This window comes from Bradyrhizobium sp. (assembly GCF_019242285.1).
Lineage (GTDB): Bacteria > Pseudomonadota > Alphaproteobacteria > Rhizobiales > Xanthobacteraceae > Bradyrhizobium.
Window position 1 is genome coordinate 1 of sequence record NZ_JAFAVV010000568.1, and the last position, 19,825, is coordinate 19,825.

The following is a 19,825-nucleotide window of genomic DNA, read 5'->3' on the forward strand; positions in this document are numbered from 1 at the left end:
CATCCGGCCATGGTTAAAGAGCCTGGTCGGCTTACCTTCGAGGATCGCCCGCGTGAACAGGAAGATCGCCATGTCGGGCCTGCCCCACGGACCGTAAACCGTGAAGAACCGCAAGCCGGTGACCGGCAGACGGTAAAGATGGCCGTAGGCATGCGCCATCAGCTCATTGGCTTTCTTGGTGGCGGCATAGAGGCTGACCGGATGATCGACCCTGTCTGCCACCGAAAAGGGCATTTTGGCGTTGGCGCCATAGACGGAGGATGACGAGGCATAGACCAGGTGACGGCAACCATTGTGCCGGCAGCCCTCCAGCACGTTGATGAAGCCCTGGAGATTGGCGTCGACATAGGCATGGGGATGGTCGATCGAATATCGCACGCCGGCCTGCGCGGCCAGATGCACGACGGTCGCGAATCGCCGTCGGGCGAACAGATCGGCGGTGGCGGCGCGATCGGCAAGGTCGGCCTCGACAAACTCGAAGCGCGCCTCGCCACGCAGGATCGCAAGCCGCGCCTGCTTCAGCGAAGGATCATAGTAGCTGTTGAGATTGTCCAGCCCCGTGACCTCGCGGCCTTCGGCCAGCAATTGGCGCGCGAGATGAAATCCGATAAAGCCGGCGGCTCCCGTGACGAGTGTTGCCTGATCCGACATCGCGCTTCCCAATGCAGGTCCGGCCGCGACCGGGTACGGCCTCTTTAGCCACGGTGTCGCGACCGCCGCAATAGCGGATTGCGACGGCTCCGCCCGACTATTGCCAATGCGTCCCTAAATCCATAACAAGGCCCCGCCCCGTCACCCCCCGCCATTCGCAGAAGCAAGGGCAAATGCGCCGAATCCTGCTTTCGACGATCAAGGTCCTGGTTTCCGTGGCGCTGCTCTATCTCGCGCTCCGCAAGGTCGACCTGATCGATCTCGCCTCGCGCATCACCGGCTCGAGCCTGGTCTGGATCGTGGCGGCGGTCGCGGTGACGTTCCTGCAGATCTTCCTCGGCGCACTGCGCTGGCGCGAGATCAGCGCCGAATGCCATGCGCCGCTGCCGGTCGCGCAGGCGATGCGCTTCAACGTGATCGGAACGTTCTTCAACCAGACGCTGCCGTCGGCGATCGGCGGCGACGCGGTGCGGCTGTGGCTGGTGGCGCGCAACGGCGCCGGCTGGCGCTCGGCGACCTATTCGATCTTCGTCGATCGCGCGGTCGGCCTGATCGCGCTCGCCCTCATCATCGCCGCGACCCTGCCCTGGAGCCTCGCGCTGATCGGCGACCCGCAGGGCCGCTGGGGCCTGATCCTGCTCGATCTGGCGGCGCTGGCGGGCGGCCTCGGCTTCCTGGTGTTCGGCGCCCTGCAATGGGACTGGCTGAAGCGCTGGTGGGCCACGCATCACCTGCACGCCTGCGCCGTCATTGCCAACCGCGTCATCTTCAGCCGCGCGCACGGGCCGAAGGTCGCGGCGCTGTCGTTCTCGGTGCATGCGCTGACCGCCGTCATCGCCTGGTGCATGGTGCAGTCGATCGCGGCGCCCGCCACCTTCGGCGAGATGTTCGCGCTGGTGCCGCCGGTCATGCTGATCACCATGCTGCCGATCTCGATCGCCGGCTGGGGCGTGCGCGAAGCCACCATGGGGCTGGCGTTCGGCTATGCCGGACTGCTGCCGAACGAGGGCGTCAACGTCTCGCTGCTGTTCGGCGCGGTATCCTTCATCGTCGGCGCCTTCGGCGGCCTGGTCTGGATATTGAGCGCGGAAAAAGCTGCCCAGGGCGCCGCGCCGATCGAGCTTCCCAAGGAAGCGGTCCCGCTCGATCAAGCCTGAGATGCCCGCATGACCGCCGCCCCATTGCCCGTCATCCTGCTCGCCCTCCTGGTCGCGGCAGCGCTGACCTACGGCATCACATGGGTGATCCGTCCGCTGTTGCAGCGTTATGCGCTGGCCCGCCCCAACGCCCGTTCGTCCCATCGCATTCCGACGCCGCAGGGCGGCGGCATCGCGGTGATCGCAGCCACGCTCGCGGTGAGCGCCGCCTGCGCCGCGCTGCTGGGATTTGCGATCCCGCCGATGCTGTTCGCCGCTACTCTCTTCGTCGCGCTGGTCGGATTCGTGGACGACATCAAGTCGATTCCCGTGCTGCCGCGCCTGCTGCTGCAGGGACTGGCCGTCGGCGCCGTGATCTTCGGCGCGCCGGAAGAGTTGCGGCTGGTGGAAGCGGTTCCGCTCGTGGTCGAACGCGGCCTCCTCCTCGTCGCCGGCCTCTGGTTCGTGAACCTCGTCAACTTCATGGACGGGCTCGACCTCTTGACCGTGTCAGAGGCGGTGCCGGTCACGGCGGCGGTCGTGATCGCCGGGTGGCTTGGCGAAGTGCCGTTGCCCGCCACGATCGTTGCCGCAGCTCTATGTGGGGCGATGCTCGGATTCGCGCCGCTCAACCGGCCAGTGGCAAAAGTCTTCCTCGGCGACGTCGGCAGCCTGCCGATCGGCCTGCTGCTCGGATGGTGTCTGCTGCAACTGGCCTTTGCGCATCACCTTGCCGCGGCGCTGCTGCTGCCGCTCTATTATCTTGCGGATGCGACGCTGACGCTGGTCCGCCGCGTGGCGAGGCGCGAGCCGTTCTGGGCCGCGCACCGGACGCATTTCTACCAGCGCGCGACCGACAATGGTTACACGGTCTGGGGCGTGGTTCGCGCGGTGTTCCTGCTCAACGTGGCGCTCGCGGTACTGGCGATGATCGCGGTCGTCGGCGGATCGATGCTGTTGAACGTGCTGCTGCTGGTGGCCGGCGCCGCCGCGGTGACGGTGCTGCTGGCCCGGTTCTCCCGGAAGCCGCTCCGCTGAACGCAGCAGGCGCCGCCTAGAGCTTTTTCCGTTCCGATGGAATCGGAACGGAAGCTCTAGCTTCTTTGTGTTGACGCGTTTTCTTAACGCGAACCGGTATCCACTTCGCTCGAAAACGCTCTACACGTCGGACGCAGTCAGCGCCCGCTGCAGGCCCTCGTCCAGATTGACCGGCGGCTGCCAGTCGATCGTGGCGAGCTTGGAAAGGTCGAGCTCGAGCGAGCCGAGCAGGCTGTCATGGGCATCCTGGCGCCCGGTCGTCTTCAGCAGCAGGCTCAGGAGAGGGATCGGCAACGGAAACAGCAACGACTTGACACCCGCCGCGCGGGCTATGCGCGCGATGAAATCCGGTGTCGATATCTGTTCCTTGTCCGCGACCAGAAATACGTCGAATTTCCCGGCCTCGACCGACAGGCGCCAGGCGATGAACGAGGTCAGGTTCTCGATCGAGAGAAAGGCGCGGTGATTGTCGATCGCGGCAAAGGGCAGCGGGATGCCCAGCCGCACCGCCTTGAGCAGCATCGCGAAGTTGCCCTTGGCGCCGGAACCGTAGACCAGCGGCGGCCGGATCACGGTGACGGCCATGTCGCCGCCCATCGCCAGCGTCTTGAGGCCGGCCTCGGCGGCCGCCTTCGACATCCCGTACAGCCCCTTCGGCGTCAGCACGTCGTTCTCACTGAACGGCGCGCGGCCATGATTGCTGCGGCCATGCACCAGCACCGTGCTGACGAACACGAACTTGCGCACCCCCGCCTTGAGCGCCGAACGCGCCAGATGCAGCGTGCCCTCGATATTGACGCTGCGATAGAGCCGCACGGCGTGCTCTTCGTGCTGATGATGGACGCGCGCCGCGAGGTGGACCACCGCTTCCACCCCCTCCAGCGCGGCTCCCCAATCCGTCGTCGGCCCGACCGTGTCGACCGCGACGACGCCCTCGTGGTCGTCTTCCGCAGCGCGCCGCATCGCACGGCGCACGGTCCAGCCCTGGCGCGCCAGCACCGGCGCCAGATGGCGGCCGACAAAGCCGTTCGCGCCGGTAACCAGGACCATCTTGCGCCCTTCTTCCACCAAGCGTCCTTCCATCATTCGCCGCGCAGCAGTCCATCGATCAGCGTGGCGTAGCGCGCCATCGCCACGTCAGCCGCGAAACTGCGGGCCACGGTCACCGCGCGTTCCGCTCGCGCCGGATCTGCGGAAAGCGACGCGGCGCGGACCGCTTCGGCCAGTTCGACCGCGCTGCCCGGTCGCACCACCCAGCCGAGGCTGTTGTCAGTAACGGTCATCGCGGCCTCGGCCTCAGGCTCGGAGACCAGGATGACGGATCGGCCCACCGCCAGCAGGTTATAGAACCGGCTCGGCACCGAGACACCGGCGACGTCCTTGCGATAGGGAATAAGCCAGACGTCGGCGGCGGACAAGAAGTGTTCAAGTTCGCCATCCTCGACCCGTTCGAACAGGGTTACGTTGGGAAGCTCCGCTTCGGCCTGGAACTGTCTCAGCCGTTCGAAGCCGATGCCCCAGCCCGACAGCAGAAAATGGATACCACCTTCGTCCCGCAACAACCGCGCGGCCTCGAACACGATTTCGGGATCATGCGTGAAACCGAGATTACCGGACAGTCCGACGAAGAAGCGCGCGGCGTGGCCGCGGCGATAGCGATTGTCGGGATCGACCGGTCGCACCGCGGGCGCGACCGTCGTCCAGTTCGGGATGAAGCGGATTCTGTCCCGGGCCATGCCGCGGTAGCGCAGAAGCAGGGGCTCGGCGTCCCGGCCGATGGTGATGACGGCGTCGAGCGCGCGGAACATCAGCGCATTGGCGGCGCGCATCGCCATCGCCACCAGGGACGACGGCTTCAACAGGCCGGACATGACGAGCACGTCGGGATAGAGGTCGTGCAGGATCAGCGCCGAGCGGGCACGCCGCAACCATGCGGCGGCGACCACCGCGTAGGGCAGCATGAACGGCGCGGTGACGGTGAGTACGACGTCGCCGGGCCGCAGCCGCCTGAGCAGGGCGAGGAACGCGCGCAGCGTGAACGCCAACTCGGCGGCAGCCCGCCGCACCAGAGCGCCCTTGGCCGTGATGTTGTTCCTGATCTCGACGATCGCGGGTCGTCCCGCCAACGCGGACTCGTCGCGCTCCGAGCCGGGCCAGCCCGACAGCACCACGACCTCCTGCTCGCCCGCCAGGTGCTCGGCGATCTGGCGCATGATGGCCGCGGTCGTGCTGCGATCCGGCGGATAATGCTGGCTGACGATGACGAGTTTTCCGGGCATCGATCGCTTTTCAAAGGGACGCCGCCGGGAAGGCTCAGGCGGCGGTCGATCCGAATTCCGGCACGGCGTCCTTGAGGATGGCTTTGATGGTCGTCGGATCGTCTTGCACGATCGCCTGCTCCAGCGCCGCGGTCCATTTGCGCAGCGTCTGCATCGGCGGCTGGTTGGGTCTGGCGGCCATGATGCCGGCCTCGCCGATCTCCACCGTCGGCTCCTGGCTCGCGAACAGGATCTCGTTCAGCCGCTCGCCCGGCCGCATGCCGGAGAAAACGATCTCGATGTCGAAGCCCGGCTGCAGCCCGGACAGGCGGATCATGCGCTCGGCGAGATCGACGATCTTGACCGGCTGGCCCATGTTGAGCACGTAGACCGACACGTTCGGCCGCTCGACGGCGAGCGCATGCCCGGCCGCGGTGATGACGAGATCGCAGGCCTCGCGGATGGTCATGAAGTAGCGGACCATCTCCGGATGGGTGACCGTGACCGGACCGCCCGCCTCGATCTGGGCCTTGAATTTCGGCACCACCGAGCCGTTCGAGGCCAGCACATTGCCGAAGCGCACGGAGATGAACCGCATTCGCGGCTTGCCGGCGGCCTGGATCGCCAGATCGTGGTCGAGCGCCTGGCAGTACATCTCGGCGAAACGCTTGGTCAGGCCGAGCATCGAGACCGGCTCGATCGCCTTGTCGGTCGAGATCATCACCATTGCATCGGCGCCGGCCGCGAGCGCCGCGTCAGCGACGTTGATCGAGCCGAAGATATTGGTCTTGACCCCCTCGCTCCAATCGCGCTCGAGGATCGGCACGTGCTTGAGCGCCGCGGCATGGAATACGAGGTCCGGCTTGAACGCCTTCATCAGGCGGATGACGCGATCGCGGTCGCGAATATCCGCGATCCGTCCCTCGATTGTTGCCGAGGACTGTTGGGCAGCGAGCGACTCGGTGACGGCGTAGAGCGCAGGCTCGGAGTTTTCAAGGATCAGCAGCCGCGCCGCGCCGAAGGTCGCGATACGGTGGCAGATCTCCGAGCCGATCGAGCCGCCGCCGCCGGTGACGATCACCGCCTTGCCCTTGAGCAGTGCCTCCAGCCGGGCGTGGTCGATGTTCTCCGACGGTCGCAGCAGCAGATCCTCGACCGCCACCGCGGTGAGCCGCGGCGCATCGCCGCTCTCCAGCGACGGCAGCCGGCTGACGATCAGGCCGAGCCTCCTGGCGCGCATCAGCACGGATTCCGGATGCGCCTCAGGCTCGAAGGCCGACGGCAGCATCACCACGCGCACGATCGGCTTGGTGCGCCTGGAGAAGTCCGCGATCACGTCCTCGATATCATCCATGCCGCCGAGCACGGGGATGCTGCGGATGAGCTGGCCGCGGTCGGCGCTGGAGGGCGACACCACGCCGACAGGCCAGATTCGTTTCACCGCGCCGCTCTCGATGCCGCGCAGCAGGATTTCGGCGTCCGCCGCGCGCCCGACCAGGAGCGCCGCCGAGGCATCCTCGACGCGGGCGTGATGCCTGACCCTGGTGTAGCGGAAATAGCGATAGGCGAAGCGCAGGGCGCTCAGGCAGAACACCTCGAGAAACCAGTAGAGGATGATGGTGACCCGGCCGATGAAGAACGTGCTCCCTGCAACCGAGGGCGCCACGATGATGTAGTCGAGCACGACCAGCGCCACGGCGAGCACCGTCGCCACGCGCAGGATGTTCAGCGCGTCGGGCAGCGAGATGAAGCGCCACTTGGCGGTGGTGAGGTTGAGGAGGTAGCAGACCGCGACACTGAAGACGAGAAAATACGGCAGCACGCGCAGCAGCAGCGGCAGCCGGTCGTAGAACAGCGGGCCGCCGTCGAAGCGCAGATAGAAAGCGGCAATCAACGCCACCGCCGTCGCGAGCACGTCGTGGAGCGCGATCAGGAAGTTGCGGAGGGTGAGATGAGAAAGACGCGTCATCCAAGCGACCGGCCAGTCCAGACACCTGCCGCTGTGACAAGTGGTCGCGCCGCTGATAGCCCATCTTCCGCGTGCGTGCCAGCGCCCCGGTTGCAGGAACTCACAGCGCTTGATCCCGGGTCCTGCACGATCAGGCCTTGCCGGACCGCGCGCGATTGACGAGCGAGGTCGTGCTGAATCCCGGCAGGGTGTCGACCAGCATCACGACGCCGCCATGGGCTTCGACCAGCTCGTGCCCGACGACGGTCTCGCGGGTGTAGTCGCCGCCCTTGACCAGCACGCCCGGCTTCACCGCCGTGATCAGCCGGATCGGCGTGTCCTCCTCGAAGATCGCGACGAGATCGACCGCTTCCAGCGCCGCCAGCACCTCGGCGCGGGCGCGCTCGTTCTGCACCGGGCGTCCCTCGCCTTTCAGCCGTCGCACCGAGGCGTCGCTGTTGAGGCCAACGATCAGCCGGTCGCAGGCGGCGCGCGCCGCGGTCAGCAGCTTGACGTGGCCGGGATGGAGAATGTCGAAACAGCCATTGGTGAAGCCGATCCGCAAGCCCTGCTTGCGCCAATCCAAAAGATGCACCTCCAGCGCGCCGCCCGCGGCGATGATCTTCTCCTCGGCCGCGAGATAGGCATGCGGCAGGATGCGTCGGCGCAGCTCCGCCACCGAGACGGACGCGGTGCCCTTCTTGCCGACCGCGACGGCCGCCGCCGCATTGGCCATGCGCAACGACGTCTCCCAGTCGGCGCCGGCCGCAAGCACGGTGGCGAGCACGGCGACGACCGTGTCGCCGGCGCCCGAGACGTCGCGCACCTTGACCGGATGCGCCGGCACGTGGATCGGTGCGCCCCGACGCGGCACCAACGTCATGCCGCGCTCGCTCTGCGTCACCAGGATGGCCTCGCAATCGGCGAGCTGCATCAGGTCCTGCGCAGCCTCCGCGATCGTCGTATCGCTGTCGGCACGGCTGCGGGTGGCCTCGGCGAACTCCTTGCGGTTCGGCGTCAGCAGCGTCGCGCCGCGATAGATCGCGAAATTCGGGTTCTTCGGATCGACGATCACGCGCTTGCCCGCCTTTTTCGCGGCCTCGATCACGTTGCGGATCACGCGCGCCGTCAGCACGCCCTTGGCATAATCGGACAACAGCACGATGTCGGCCCGCGGCAACAGCGGCAGCACGGTTTCGATCAGCTCCTGCTCGACGGCGGCGGCCGCGGGCTGCGCCAACTCCCAGTCGGCGCGCAGCATGTGGGTGGAGAAATGCTCGGAGACGAAGCGCACCTTGCGCGTGGTCGGCCGCGCCGCATCGCAGACCAGCACGCTCTCGATGCCGGTCATCGCGGCGAGCTCCCTTTTCAGCTTCGCGCCGACATCGTCGGCGCCGACCAGGCCGGCGAAGATGCAGCGCGCCCCGAGCGAGGCGATGTTGCGTGCGACATTGCCGGCGCCGCCGATATTGCTCTCGCTGCGCTGGACCGCGATGACCGGCGCCGGCGCCTCCGGCGAGATCCGCGACACCTCGCCATAGACGAATTCGTCCAGCATGAGATCGCCGATGCAGAGCACCGTCTGGCGGGCCATCACATTCGACAAGGCGTCAAAATCGAACATCGGTCCCCGTGCTCGTCAGCGGAAACGATCGGCGCAATCGAGGTAGCCCTTGACGTAAAGCGCGACCGCCTCCTCCAGCGCCGTGAAGCCGCCATTGTAGCCCGCGGCGTGCAGCCTGACGGCCTCGCTCTGCGTGAAGTACTGGTAGCTGTCGCGAATCGCCAAGGGCATATCGATATATTCGATGTTCTCGGCGATGCCGAGCGCCGCATAGGCGGACGAGATCAGATCCTTGAAGCTGCGCGCCCGGCCGGTGCCGACATTGTACAGCCCGCAGACGCCCGGGGTCGCGAGCAGCCACATCATGACCCGCACGACGTCGTCGACATAGATGAAGTCGCGCCGCTGGTTGCCATCGGCGATGCCGTCGCGATGCGACTTGAAGAGCTGCACGGGCCGGCCGGAGCGGATGTCGCCGAAGCGGCGCGCCAGCACGCTCGCCATCGTGCCCTTGTGATACTCGTTGGGACCGAACACGTTGAAGAATTTCAGGCCCACCCATTGCGGCGGCAGCTTCTCGCCGCGCTCGGCACGCCTTGCGACCGCCATGTCGAACAGGTGCTTGCTCCAGCCGTAGAGGTTCATCGGCCGCAGCATCTTCAGCGCCGCGAGCGACGGGTCGTCGCGAAAGCCCTGCGCACCGTCGCCATAGGTCGCCGCCGACGAGGCGTAGATGAACGGCGTCGCGGTCGCCGTGCACCAGTCGAGCAGCCGCAGCGACAGACGGAAATTGGTCTCGATCACCAGATCGCCGTCGGTTGCCGTGGTCTCCGAGATCGCGCCGAGATGCAGGACGGCTTCGAGCTTCCGTCCTTTCAGCCAGTCATCCAGCTCGGCCGGCGGCACGACGTCCGCAAGCTGGCGCTTGGCGAGATTGCGCCATTTGCCCTCGTGGCCGAGCGCATCGCAGACCACCACGTCGGCGTGCCCGGCCTCGTTCAAGGCCGCCACGACATTCGATCCGATAAAGCCGGCGCCGCCGGTCACCAGGAACATGCGTCCCGAACACCCCCTGATTTGCGCGCTGCACCTTTGCCTCAGCGGCGCCCCGCAGGCAACTTGGCCGATGAGACTGGCGGAAGGATGCTTAGCGCCGCTTTACCTGCTCGCCGGGAGCGGCTACCGACGTGCGCCAGCCGAAACGGCCCAAGCTTGCAAAGAATGAATATTAATTCGCCCGATATGGAGGTGCCCGAGTCGGTGGATACCAGCCCGATCCTGGTCATCCCCTATATGTGGATCGGCGACTTCGTCCGCGGTCATTCCGTCGTCCGGGTGCTGAAGCAACGCTGGCCAAACCGCCCGGTGGATGTCCTGACCACATCGCTGTGCGCGCCGCTGGTCGACTACATGCCGGGCGTCCGTGCCGGCATTGTCTGGGATCTGCCGCGCAGCCGGCTGGCGCTGGCGAAGCAATGGGGCCTGGCGACGTTGCTGAAGGCCAATGGCTATCGGACCGCCCTGATCCTGCCCCGGACCTGGAAGTCGGCGCTGGCGCCGGCGCTGGCCGGAATTCCGGAGCGGGTCGGCTTCGTCGGCGAGTTCCGGTTCGGGCTCTTGAACCGCTGGCGCTGGGGCGAGAAGGCCCTGCCCCGCTTCATCGACAAGCTCGCCGCGCTCGCTTTGCCGGACGGCGCCCCCTTGCCACCTGCGTGGCCGGTGCCGGAGCTGCGGGTTCCCGCCGAGGCGATCGGCCGCTGGCGGCAGGCCAACGGGCTTGGCGGTGGGACGGCGGTCGCGCTGGCGCCCGGCTCGGTCGGCCCCGCCAAACGCTGGACCCATTATCCCGGGGCCGCGAGGCTTCTCGCGCAAAAGGGCCTCGAAGTCTGGGTGGTGGGCGGCCCCGGCGAAAAAGCCTTGGCCCAGGAGATCGTCGCCAGCGGCGGCGCCGGCGTTCGCGACCTCACCGGCACCGACCTGCGCAACGGTGTGCTGGCCATGGCGGCGGCGCAGGTGGCGATCTCGAACGATTCCGGCCTGATGCACGTCGCCGCCGCCCTGGGCACCCCGACCATGGGCATTTTCGGGCCGACCAGCCCCTATCTCTGGGCGCCCCTGAACGGCCTTGCGGCCACCGTCCAGACAAAGACCCATGTGCCGTGCCAGCCTTGCCAGCGCCCGGTCTGCCGCATCAACGACCACCGCTGCATGCGCGACATCCCGGCCGCCGACGTGGCCGAGATCGCCGCACGTGTGCTGGCCGAGGCGGCAGCCCGCGCCGCGCACTGACGCTCAGACCAGCGCCCGATAGACCTCGGCGATCCGGTTGGCCTCGGCGTCCAGGCTGAACCGCTCCACCACGCGCTGCCGCGACCGGGCGCCCATCGCTTCGGCGGCCCCCGGATCGCGCAGCAGCGGCTCCAGCGCTGCCGCGAGCGCGGCCGCATCACCCGGCGGCACCAGCACGCCGGTGACGCCGTCCTCGACCACGAGCTCGGCGGCGCCGGCGCGAGCCGCGACCAGCGCAGCGCCCACGGCCATCGCCTCGATCAGCGTGAGCCCAAACCCCTCGTTGCGCGAGGTGAAGGCATAGATCGTCAGGCGCTGGTACCAGCGCTGCACCCCCGCGATCTCGAGCTCGCCGGTGATCAGGATGCGCGACGCAAGACCCGCGGCCGCGATCTTCTGCCTCAGTTCGCTGGCGAACGCCTGCTGCTCCACGGTGATCGCGCCCACCAGCACGGCGGTGAAATCGGGATGGCGCGGCAGGAGTTCGCACATCGCCTCGACGAAGACGTCGCTGCCCTTCTGCGCCCTCACGCGACCGAAGCAGCCGATGGCATAGCGCCCGGGCAGGCCGGCCTCCGCGAACGCCGCCGCGCGATCGGCAGGCGGCGCATAGACGTCGGTGTCGACGCCATGCGGGATCACGGTCGCGGCGCGCTTCAGATAGGACGCCGACAGATCGCTGGTCGCGATGATCGCGTCCATCCGCCGGATCAGGGCGCGCGTGATCCAGGTGTGGTGGCGCTGCGCCGCCGAGGTGAACACCAGCTTCAAGGGCCAGCCGAGAGACCGCAGCACGACGCCCACGATCATCTCGTTGTTGCGCCGCGCGTGCCAGATCAGCGGCGCGCGGCGCCGCCACAGCTTCAGGAGATCGAAAAAGCCCATGCGCGCGATGCCCTCGGGCGCATCGGAGCCGAACCAGGCGGCGCGAAACAATCCTGCCAGTCTCGGCGCGACCATGCGGTTGGTCGCGGTGACCCCCGAATAGCGCCGGTGCAGGTTCGGCACGATCAATTCGAGATTGCGGGGAAGATCGCTCGGCACTTAACGCTCCATTTGGCGAACTCCTATACGCAACATTAATCATCGTGGCCAGTTTAGGGCGCCCGTAAAACCCGCTCTTCACCGCACGCGGTTAGCTTGCGACACAAGAACGAGCGAGGCGGGTGTTTGGACATGGCGGCGGTGCTGGTCACCGGCGGAGCCGGCTATATCGGAAGTCACATGGTGCATGCGCTGGCGGAAGCCGGCGAGAACGTCGTCGTGGTCGACAATCTCTCCACCGGCTTCGCGCAGTTCCTGCCGCAGCACGTGCCGCTGGTCATCGCCGACGCCGGCGACGAGAGCCTGGTCGAGCGCGTCATCGGCGAGCACGGCGTCGAGAGCATCATCCATTTTGCGGGCTCCGTGGTGGTGCCGGAATCGATGCGCGACCCGCTCGGCTACTATCGCAACAACACCATGACGACGCGCAGCCTGATCAACGCGGCGGTGAAACGCGGCGTCGGCCGCTTCATCTTCTCCTCGACGGCAGCGGTCTACGGCAATCCGGACCACGTTCCGGTGCGCGAGGATGCGACGACCCGGCCGCTGTCGCCCTATGGCTTCTCCAAGCTGATGTCCGAGATCATGCTGCACGATGCTGCATCGGCCTACGGCTTGAACTATGTCGTGCTGCGCTATTTCAACGTCGCAGGCGCCGATCCGAAAGGCCGCATGGGCCTCGCCACCATCGGCGCCACGCATTTGCTCAAGATCGCGGTCGAGGCCGCGACCGGCCAGCGCGCCAAGATCGACGTGTTCGGCACCGATTATCCGACGCCGGACGGCAGCTGCATCCGCGATTTCATCCATGTCGCCGATCTCGCCGAGGCCCATCGCGCGGCGCTGTCGTATCTGCGCGGCGGCGGCGCGTCCGTGACGCTGAATTGCGGCTATGGCCGCGGCTACTCGGTGCTGGAGACGATCGAGGCGGTGCGGCGGGTGTCGGGGCGCAATTTCGCGGTTCAATATGCACAGCGCCGCCCCGGCGACATCATGACCATGGTCGCCGACACCAGCCGCATGCGCGCGACGCTAGACTGGGCGCCACGCTACGACAACCTCGAGACCATTGCCGCGCATGCGCTCGCCTGGGAGGAGAAATTGTTCCGCGAGCGCCATGGCGAGGTCCGGCACGCGGCCTCGGCGTAACGTCGCACCAAACAGGCTTGAAAAAGCCCGACGCAGCGGGCAATGAGCGCTGGACGCGCCGGCGCATCCGGACCGGCCGTCAGGGACACGGGATGGCCACTTTTCCTAAGAAGATAACCGACGATCCGCATGGCGCCGCGGTGCTGATTCGCCGCCTGGTCATGGAGCAGGGTGCGGCCTATTGGCGGCGCTATCTCTATGCCTTCGCGCTGATGGGGGTTGCCGCGGGTGCCACTTCGCTCTCCGCCTACATCCTCGGCGAAGCCATCAACAAGGCCTATGTCGACAAGAACATCCCGGGGATCGCGATCTTCTCGGGCATCATCCTGCTGCTGTTCATCGTCCGCGGCTTCGCGATCTATGCCCAGACCGTGACGCTGTCGAGGATTTCCAACGCCATCCTCGCCAACAACCAGCGCCGGCTGTTCGCCAAACTGATGAGCGAGAGCGTCGCCTTCTTCTCCGAGCGGCACTCGTCGGAATTTCTCGCCCGGCTCACCGCCGGCGCGAACTCCGTCACCCAGGTGCTGAACCTGCTGATCAACGCGGTCGGGCGCGACCTGCTGCTGCTGGTCGGCCTGGTCGCCGTCATGCTGATCCAGGACGCCTACATGGCGATGCTGGGCTTCCTGATTGCGCCGCCGGCGATGCTGTTCCTGCGCAAGCTCGTGAAGCGGATCAAGGGGCTCGCCTACAACCAGTTCACCGGCACCGCCGACATCCTGGAGACGATGCAGGAATCCCTGCAGGGCATCCGCACGGTGAAGGCCTTCACGCTGGAAGAGACGATGCGCGAGCGCATCGACCAGAGCATCACGGCCGTCGAGCGCAACGCCAACAAGATGGCGCGGGTGTCGAACCGCTCGAGCCCGCTGATGGAGACGCTCGGCGGCCTCGCGGTCGCCGGCGGCTTGATGTATGGCGGCTACGGCGTGGTGGCGCTGAACGCGACACCCGGGCAGTTCTTCTCGTTCCTGACCGCATTCCTGATGGCCTATGAGCCGGCCAAGCGGCTGGCGCGGCTCAACATCGACCTCAACAGCCAGCTCGTCGGCGCCCGCATGCTGCTCGACGTCGTCGACAGCCCGCCGACGGAGATCGCCGACGACGACAGGCCGGCATTGAAACTGACCGAATCCCGCGTCGAGCTCTCCGACGTGTCGTTCGCCTATCGCGCCGGCGAGACCGTGCTCAACCGCATGAGTTTCGTGGCCGAGCCCGGCAAGGTCACCGCGATGGTCGGCCCCTCCGGCGGCGGCAAGTCGACCGTGCTGGCCCTGCTGCTGCGCTTCTACGAGGTGACGCAGGGCGACATCCTGATCGACGGGCAGTCGGTCTCCAAGGTGTCGCGGCGCTCGCTGCGGCAGCAGACCGCCTATGTCGGGCAGGACGTCTATTTGTTCCGCGACACCATCCGCGCCAACATCGCCTTCGGCAGGCCGGGCGCGAGCGAGGCCGAGATCGTCGAGGCGGCCAAAGCCGCCTGTGCGCATGATTTCATCATGGGCTTCCCGCTCGGCTACGACACCCCGGTCGGCGAGCATGGCGCGCAACTGTCCGGCGGCCAGCGCCAGCGCGTCGCGGTGGCGCGCGCGCTGATCAAGAATGCGCCGATCATCCTGCTCGACGAGGCCACCGCCGCGCTGGACTCGGAATCGGAGAAGCAGGTGCAGGAGGCGATCGAGCATCTCTGCCAGAACCGCACCACCATCGTGATCGCCCACCGCCTGCACACCATCACGCATGCCGATACCATCCTGGTGGTCGAGGCCGGCGAGATCGTCGAGCGCGGCCGCCATGACGAGCTGCTGCGCCGGGGCGGCCGCTACGCCTCGTTCTTCCGGCTGCAGCATCGCGATGCCGGCGCTCTGGCGCCGGTCAGCGCGACCGCGTAGATTGCGCGCCCGATCTCATTCTCCGTAACCCATCGAGACCATTTCATGAACGCCACGTCCTTCGTCATTCCCGCGCCGCCGCAGGCTTCCGTTCCGGTCGCCGGCGAGTCCGGGTCATTTCCGGTGCGCCGCATCTGGTGCGTCGGCCGCAACTATCTCGAGCACATCCGCGAGATGGGCAATGACGAGCGCGACCCGCCGTTCTTCTTCGCCAAGCACGCCGACATGCTGGAGAAGGACGGCGCCACGATCCCCTACCCGCCGCTGACCAAGGACATGCATCACGAGGTCGAGCTGGTGGTGGCGATGAAGAGCGGCGGGACGAACATCGGAGCAGACAAGGCGCTCGACCACGTCTATGGCTATGCGGTCGGCATCGACCTCACCCGGCGCGACCTGCAGCAGGCCGCCCGCAAGAAGGAGCGGCCCTGGGAGATCGGCAAGTCGTTCGACCATTCGGCACCCTGCTCCGCGCTGCAGCCGGCCGCGAAGATCGGCCATCCCGCCAAGGGCAAAATCTGGCTGTCGGTGAACGGCACCGAGCGGCAGAAGGGCGATCTCACGGAGCTGATCTGGAGCGTGCCGGAGATCATCTGGAAGCTGTCGCAGCAGGTCGAGATCGGCGCCGGCGACATCATCATGACGGGCACGCCGGCCGGCGTCGCCGCGGTGGTGCCCGGCGACAGGATCGAATGCGGCGTCGACGGCGTTGGGACGCTGAAGGTGGCGATCGGCGAGGCCAAGGCCTAGGGCTGTTGGCCGCGATCAGGCGAGCAAGTCCCCGCCGTCGAGCGGGGCCGTTTCGTTCGAGGCGAGGCCGTCAGTCCTGCGCCAGCGCCTGCAGGCCCTTGAAGGTCAGCCGCTTGGGATCCCTGATCCCGGCGAGGTAGAAGCGGCGGATGAACGCTTCGACCGCGCTGCGCTCGCAGCCGGTCAGCACGACCACGGCATCGACGGCGATTTTTTGGGCTTCCATGGCCTCCTCGTCAGCAGCCTCGGAAAGCCGCCAGCATAGGGATGTGTCGGTTAAACCGGCGTTAACCAAGTCACAGTTTTGGCCGATTCGCCGGGCCGCGTGGCCAGGTAAAACCGCGCAGGGGATTTGCGTTCCTCCCTCCGAATTTTTTTTGCAGCGGCCCTTGAAACCCGATTGTGTTTTTCTAATTCCTTTTTCGCCGCCAGTGGCGGTGCCGGATGCCAATCGGTCCGGCGGAACAACCGGGCGCCGGACAGGTGTCCTGCGCTCCTTCGTATCCATCTTGCTCTTTGGAGGACCTGGCTATGAGGACTTACGACTTCGCTCCCCTGTGGCGCTCGACCATCGGCTTCGACCGCCTGTTCGACCTCCTCGACGAGACCCAGCGCACGGCCGAGGACAATTATCCGCCCTACAACATCGAGCGGCTCGACGAGGACCGCTACCAGATCTCGCTGGCGCTCGCCGGATTCCGCCCGGATGAGATCGCGGTCACGGCCGAGCAGAACGTGCTGATGGTGGAAGGGCGCAAGGCGGACAAGGAACAGCGCGAATATCTCTATCAGGGCATTTCCGCCCGCCCGTTCAAGCGGCAGTTCAGCCTGGCCGACCATGTCCAGGTCAAGGCCGCGACCTTCGACAACGGCCTGCTCAGGATCGAGCTGGTCCGCGAGATTCCGGAGGCCATGAAGCCGCGCCGGATCGCGATCGGCGGCGCCGCGCCGTCCGCCCAGATCACCCAGAAGGCCGCCTAGACCGACGCGCGTCGCCTGAAACCGATGACCCCGGGCGGCGGCCGTGCCGCCGCCCCACCGTCTCTGGACGAAAGGAGCAGCAAGGAGACATCCCATGAGCCAGGCTGATTGCACGATCCATTCCGTGGACGCGTTGTTCCATCCCGTATCGCATTATCACTCACCCGACGGCGTGGTCCTGGACCCCAGGCTTACGAACGCCGAGAAGCGGGCCATCTTGTCCTGCTGGGCCTCGGACATCTACGCCGTCGAATCGTGTCCCGCCTATCGCAAGATCCCCGGCATTGCGCGGCCGTTGCGGCTGGACGACATCCTCGCCGCGCTGCGACAGCTCGATGACGATCCCGGCCCGCCGGGCGGCGCCGTGATGCGGTTGCCGGCCTATACCGTCACACGAGCCGCCGCCTCGCGGCCACTCGAGCCGCGAACGAGGAAGCGCCTGCTGCCGCACGCCCCGCATGCCGGGATGAACTCGCCGTGGAGCCGCGAGAGCAATGTCCGACGCTATCGCAGGCTGCTCGCCACCCAGCTTACCGAGCACGAGCGCCGCTACGTCGAGCGGCGCCTCACCGAGGAGCTGCAGGCCGCGCCGTTGTCCGAGCCATCCCGGCAAGACGAAGGTCAGGGGCGCGCGGCCGAATCCAGCCTGGCCAGCATGTCGAGCGTGGCCTGATCCTTTTCGCCGCCGCAATAGGCGGTCAGCGCCTGGGCAAAGATCGGATGCTCGGAGACGGCGCCGAACAGCGTCATCGAGGAGCGGAATTTCATGTCGTCGGGCGAGCCGAGAATGGCGTGGATGTCCCTGTCCCTCACGGCGAGCACGAGCCGCGTGCATTCGACGAGGCGCGGCCCGAGCACCGCGTGCGCGAGATAGGCCATCGCCTCCGCCTTCGAGCCGATGGCATAGCGCTGTGCCATCGGGCTGAAGCCGAGACCGGCGATCTGCGGGAAGATGAACCACATCCAATGGCTCTGCTTCCTGCCCTCCGTGAGTTCGCCCACCACCTGAGGATAGACTGACGCCTGGGCGATGATGAAGCGGTGGAGGTCGAAAGGATCGTTCACGGCATCCTCCGAACTAAAGCATTTCCCGGAAAGGTGGACACCGGCTTTCCGAAAGGAAATGCGACAGAAATAGCATCTAGACGGACCTGTACATGGTCGCCCACAACACATGGAACTGGCCGATCGCCGGCTCCAGGATGCCGAAGGCAATGACGCCATCGGTGAAGCTGCGCAGGCGTTTGCGGTGGCCGAGCGGGGTCAGCGAGTCCGGCCGGAAGCTGATGCGCCCGTCCGATCCGACACCGTCGGTGCAGACATAGGGCGCGCCCTGCACGAGCTGCGCGCAGAAGCTGCCCTTCTTGTCCCGCACCAGGTCCTTGACCCCATCGGGCAGATATGGATTGTGGAGAAAGTAGATGCCGGTGAACTTGTCGAAATCGTCGAACGCGAAGACGATCTCGGTCGTCCCCTTGCCGATTTGGTAGGTCCTCGCCGCCGACTGCGCCCCCGCGCTGTGGCAATACCGCTCGTCGAAGGTGATCGTGCTTCTGCGCTCGGGAAGCTTCGGGCCTCGAAGAAAATCGAACATCAAGGAACTCCGTTGGCCGTCGCACGGAAGCGCCTTGCTACGGCAACCGACTCACGGCCGCCACGCGATTGCTGCTCGGGCAGGCTGCTGCGATACGTCACGAATACTTCATCACGCCGTCGTCGACCTTGCCGAAGCGGAGCGAGACGATGTCGAGCGCGTAATTCTGGTAGAGCCGCCACGGCCGCCTCGAGCCCTGCTTCGGCAGCTTCGCCACCGAGCGCCGGACATAGCCCGAGGTGAAATCGAGCGACGGCAGCGCTTCGATGGTGGGGTCGTCATTGTGCGGCATGCAGCGCCGGTAGTTGTGCCGGTCCATGTAGTTGAGCAGGCGGCAGACATATTCGCAGGTGAGGTCGCATTTCAGCGTCCAGGACGCGTTGGTGTAGCCGAACGCGGCCGCGAGATTGGGCACGTCCGAATACATCATGCCCTTGTAGTTGAGCACCCTGGAGAAATCGATCACGCGACCGTCGACCATGACCTGCACGCCGCCGAGAACCTGCAGCACGAGCCCGGTCGCGGTGACGACGATGTCGGCCTCGAGCAGGCTGCCGTCCGTCAGGCGGATGCCGCCTTCCGCGAAGGTGTCGATCTCCTTCGTCACCACGGTGACGTGCTTCTCGCGGATCGCCTTGAACAGGTCGCCGTCGGGCACGAGGCAGAGCCGCTGGTCCCAGGGATTGTAGCGCGGCGTGAAATGGGTGGCGATGTCGTAGTCCGGCCCGAGCGCGGCCTTGACGCCGCGCAGGATCAGGTTCTTCACCTGCGCCGGCTTGCGCCTGGAGAGCTGAAAGAAATACATCCCGAACAGCACGTTGCGCCAGCGGATCAGGTGATAGGCGAGACCCGGGGTGAGATTGCGCCGCAGCTTGTTGGCGAGCGCATCCTGCGCCGGCCGCGACACCACATAGGTCGGCGAGCGCTGCAGCATGGTGACGTGGCCTGCGGTCTTCGCCAGCTCCGGCACCAGCGTCACCGCGGTCGCGCCCGAGCCGATCACGACCACGCGCTTGCCGGCGTAGTCGATATCCTCGGGCCATTGCTGCGGATGGACGATGCGGCCCCTGAAATCGGCGGTGCCGGCAAATTCCGGCGTATAGCCCGCCTCGTAGCGATAATAGCCCGAGCACATGAACAGGAAATTGCAGGTGAAGCGCACGGTTTCGGTCGCACCGTCGTCGCGCGCATGCTCGGCCTCCACCGTCCAGCGCGCATCGCTGCTCGACCACGACGCGCGCGTCACGCGATGGCGGAACCTGATCTTGCCGTCGATGCCGTTCTCGGCCGCGGTCCGGCGGACATATTTCAGGATCTGCGGGCCGTCGGCGATCGCCTTCGGGTCGGTCCACGGCTTGAACGAATAGCCGAGCGTGAACATGTCGCTGTCGGAGCGGATGCCGGGATAGCGAAACAGGTCCCAGGTGCCGCCGATGCAGTCGCGTCCTTCGAGGATCGCGTAGGTCTTTTTCGGCGCCTCCTGCTGCAAATGATAGCCGGCGCCGATGCCGGACAGGCCGGCGCCCAC

19 protein-coding genes are annotated in these 19,825 nt (G+C 66.6%); 8 read left to right on the plus strand and 11 right to left on the minus strand.

The genetic code is table 11. The annotated features are described in order from the left end of the window. Nucleotides 1–651 (minus strand): SDR family NAD(P)-dependent oxidoreductase (locus JOY90_RS22905; RefSeq protein WP_291693390.1); only part of this gene is annotated, 651 nt, incomplete at its 3' end. A gap of 173 nt (nt 652–824) precedes the next feature. Between JOY90_RS22905 and JOY90_RS22910 the strand changes: the two genes are divergently transcribed. Both JOY90_RS22910 and JOY90_RS22915 read left to right on the plus strand, forming a co-directional pair. After that, entirely contained in the window at nt 825–1,808 is a 984-nt protein-coding gene (locus JOY90_RS22910) for a lysylphosphatidylglycerol synthase transmembrane domain-containing protein (RefSeq protein WP_291693391.1), read from the plus strand. A gap of 9 nt (nt 1,809–1,817) precedes the next feature. After that, complete coding sequence (locus tag JOY90_RS22915) at nt 1,818–2,825, plus strand: glycosyl transferase (protein ID WP_291693392.1); 1,008 nt, start codon at nt 1,818–1,820, stop codon at nt 2,823–2,825. Nucleotides 2,826–2,945: 120 nt separating this feature from the next. Here the strand turns inward: JOY90_RS22915 and JOY90_RS22920 are convergent, their stop codons facing one another. From JOY90_RS22920 to rfaD, 5 genes are all read right to left on the minus strand, one after another. Further along, entirely contained in the window at nt 2,946–3,893 is a 948-nt protein-coding gene (locus tag JOY90_RS22920; RefSeq protein ID WP_291693407.1) for an NAD-dependent epimerase/dehydratase family protein, read from the minus strand. 14 nt (nt 3,894–3,907) lie between these two features. After that, a complete protein-coding gene (locus JOY90_RS22925) occupies nt 3,908–5,104 on the minus strand; it encodes a glycosyltransferase family 4 protein (RefSeq protein WP_291693393.1) in 1,197 nt (398 codons plus the stop codon). 34 nt (nt 5,105–5,138) lie between these two features. Further along, nucleotides 5,139–7,052 carry an SDR family NAD(P)-dependent oxidoreductase gene (locus JOY90_RS22930; protein ID WP_291693394.1) on the minus strand — a complete coding sequence of 638 codons (1,914 nt, stop codon included), beginning with the start codon at nt 7,050–7,052 and terminating at the stop codon, nt 5,139–5,141. A 130-nt stretch (nt 7,053–7,182) separates the two neighbouring features. After that, the gene (rfaE1, locus tag JOY90_RS22935; RefSeq protein WP_291693395.1) at nt 7,183–8,655 is read right to left on the minus strand and encodes a D-glycero-beta-D-manno-heptose-7-phosphate kinase; all 1,473 of its coding nucleotides are present in this window, start codon (nt 8,653–8,655) and stop codon (nt 7,183–7,185) included. Between the two features lie 15 nt (nt 8,656–8,670). Then, nucleotides 8,671–9,651, minus strand: a complete 981-nt coding sequence (gene rfaD / locus JOY90_RS22940) for an ADP-glyceromanno-heptose 6-epimerase (protein ID WP_291693396.1) — start codon at nt 9,649–9,651, stop codon at nt 8,671–8,673. 165 nt (nt 9,652–9,816) lie between these two features. Here rfaD and waaF point away from each other — a divergent pair, with 165 nt between their 5' ends. After that, nucleotides 9,817–10,884, plus strand: coding sequence for a lipopolysaccharide heptosyltransferase II (gene waaF / locus JOY90_RS22945; protein WP_291693397.1), 1,068 nt, complete (start codon nt 9,817–9,819; stop codon nt 10,882–10,884). A 3-nt stretch (nt 10,885–10,887) separates the two neighbouring features. Here the strand turns inward: waaF and JOY90_RS22950 are convergent, their stop codons facing one another. Then, nucleotides 10,888–11,928: a glycosyltransferase family 4 protein gene (locus JOY90_RS22950; RefSeq protein WP_291693398.1), complete on the minus strand. Its 1,041-nt coding sequence runs from the start codon at nt 11,926–11,928 to the stop codon at nt 10,888–10,890. Between the two features lie 132 nt (nt 11,929–12,060). Between JOY90_RS22950 and galE the strand changes: the two genes are divergently transcribed. The 3 genes from galE (at nt 12,061) to JOY90_RS22965 (ending at nt 15,722) form a co-directional block, all read left to right on the plus strand. Then, a complete protein-coding gene (gene galE, locus JOY90_RS22955) occupies nt 12,061–13,077 on the plus strand; it encodes a UDP-glucose 4-epimerase GalE (RefSeq protein ID WP_291693399.1) in 1,017 nt (338 codons plus the stop codon). A gap of 92 nt (nt 13,078–13,169) precedes the next feature. Continuing rightward, on the plus strand, nt 13,170–14,972 hold the full coding sequence (locus JOY90_RS22960; protein ID WP_291693400.1) for an ABC transporter ATP-binding protein: 1,803 nt from the start codon (nt 13,170–13,172) through the stop codon (nt 14,970–14,972). A 45-nt stretch (nt 14,973–15,017) separates the two neighbouring features. Further along, nucleotides 15,018–15,722 (plus strand): fumarylacetoacetate hydrolase family protein, encoded by a 705-nt coding sequence (locus tag JOY90_RS22965; RefSeq protein ID WP_291693401.1) that lies wholly within the window; start codon nt 15,018–15,020, stop codon nt 15,720–15,722. 70 nt (nt 15,723–15,792) lie between these two features. On the opposite strand, the gene JOY90_RS22970 is transcribed toward JOY90_RS22965, so the two are convergent. Beyond that, entirely contained in the window at nt 15,793–16,230 is a 438-nt protein-coding gene (locus tag JOY90_RS22970; protein ID WP_291693408.1) for a hypothetical protein, read from the minus strand. Between the two features lie 23 nt (nt 16,231–16,253). On the opposite strand from JOY90_RS22970, the gene JOY90_RS22975 reads away from it, so the two are divergent. Beyond that, nucleotides 16,254–16,703 (plus strand): Hsp20 family protein, encoded by a 450-nt coding sequence (locus tag JOY90_RS22975; protein WP_291693402.1) that lies wholly within the window; start codon nt 16,254–16,256, stop codon nt 16,701–16,703. Between the two features lie 94 nt (nt 16,704–16,797). Beyond that, nucleotides 16,798–17,376, plus strand: a complete 579-nt coding sequence (locus tag JOY90_RS22980) for a hypothetical protein (RefSeq protein WP_291693403.1) — start codon at nt 16,798–16,800, stop codon at nt 17,374–17,376. Here JOY90_RS22980 and JOY90_RS22985 read toward each other — a convergent pair. From JOY90_RS22985 to JOY90_RS22995, 3 genes are all read right to left on the minus strand, one after another. Continuing rightward, entirely contained in the window at nt 17,325–17,768 is a 444-nt protein-coding gene (locus tag JOY90_RS22985) for a DUF1810 domain-containing protein (RefSeq protein ID WP_291693404.1), read from the minus strand. The genes JOY90_RS22980 and JOY90_RS22985 overlap by 52 nt on opposite strands. Nucleotides 17,769–17,844: 76 nt before the next feature. Continuing rightward, nucleotides 17,845–18,297 (minus strand): hypothetical protein, encoded by a 453-nt coding sequence (locus JOY90_RS22990; RefSeq protein ID WP_291693405.1) that lies wholly within the window; start codon nt 18,295–18,297, stop codon nt 17,845–17,847. A 97-nt stretch (nt 18,298–18,394) separates the two neighbouring features. Further along, a partial coding sequence (locus tag JOY90_RS22995; protein WP_291693406.1) for an NAD(P)/FAD-dependent oxidoreductase occupies nt 18,395–19,825 on the minus strand: 1,431 nt, incomplete at its 5' end.

Bases quoted from the DNA above. Each gene is read 5' to 3' on its own strand.
- JOY90_RS22960 (WP_291693400.1), top strand. From the start codon at position 13,170: ATGGCCACTTTTCCTAAGAAGATAACCGACGATCCGCATGGCGCCGCG.
- waaF (WP_291693397.1), top strand. From the start codon at position 9,817: ATGAATATTAATTCGCCCGATATGGAGGTGCCCGAGTCGGTGGATACC.
- rfaE1 (WP_291693395.1), bottom strand. From the start codon at position 8,655: ATGTTCGATTTTGACGCCTTGTCGAATGTGATGGCCCGCCAGACGGTG.
- JOY90_RS22980 (WP_291693403.1), top strand. From the start codon at position 16,798: ATGAGCCAGGCTGATTGCACGATCCATTCCGTGGACGCGTTGTTCCAT.
- JOY90_RS22915 (WP_291693392.1), top strand. From the start codon at position 1,818: ATGACCGCCGCCCCATTGCCCGTCATCCTGCTCGCCCTCCTGGTCGCG.
- JOY90_RS22965 (WP_291693401.1), top strand. From the start codon at position 15,018: ATGAACGCCACGTCCTTCGTCATTCCCGCGCCGCCGCAGGCTTCCGTT.
- JOY90_RS22990 (WP_291693405.1), bottom strand. From the start codon at position 18,297: ATGTTCGATTTTCTTCGAGGCCCGAAGCTTCCCGAGCGCAGAAGCACG.
- JOY90_RS22925 (WP_291693393.1), bottom strand. From the start codon at position 5,104: ATGCCCGGAAAACTCGTCATCGTCAGCCAGCATTATCCGCCGGATCGC.
- galE (WP_291693399.1), top strand. From the start codon at position 12,061: ATGGCGGCGGTGCTGGTCACCGGCGGAGCCGGCTATATCGGAAGTCAC.
- JOY90_RS22910 (WP_291693391.1), top strand. From the start codon at position 825: ATGCGCCGAATCCTGCTTTCGACGATCAAGGTCCTGGTTTCCGTGGCG.
- JOY90_RS22975 (WP_291693402.1), top strand. From the start codon at position 16,254: ATGAGGACTTACGACTTCGCTCCCCTGTGGCGCTCGACCATCGGCTTC.
- JOY90_RS22970 (WP_291693408.1), bottom strand. From the start codon at position 16,230: ATGGATACGAAGGAGCGCAGGACACCTGTCCGGCGCCCGGTTGTTCCG.
- rfaD (WP_291693396.1), bottom strand. From the start codon at position 9,651: ATGTTCCTGGTGACCGGCGGCGCCGGCTTTATCGGATCGAATGTCGTG.
- JOY90_RS22930 (WP_291693394.1), bottom strand. From the start codon at position 7,052: ATGACGCGTCTTTCTCATCTCACCCTCCGCAACTTCCTGATCGCGCTC.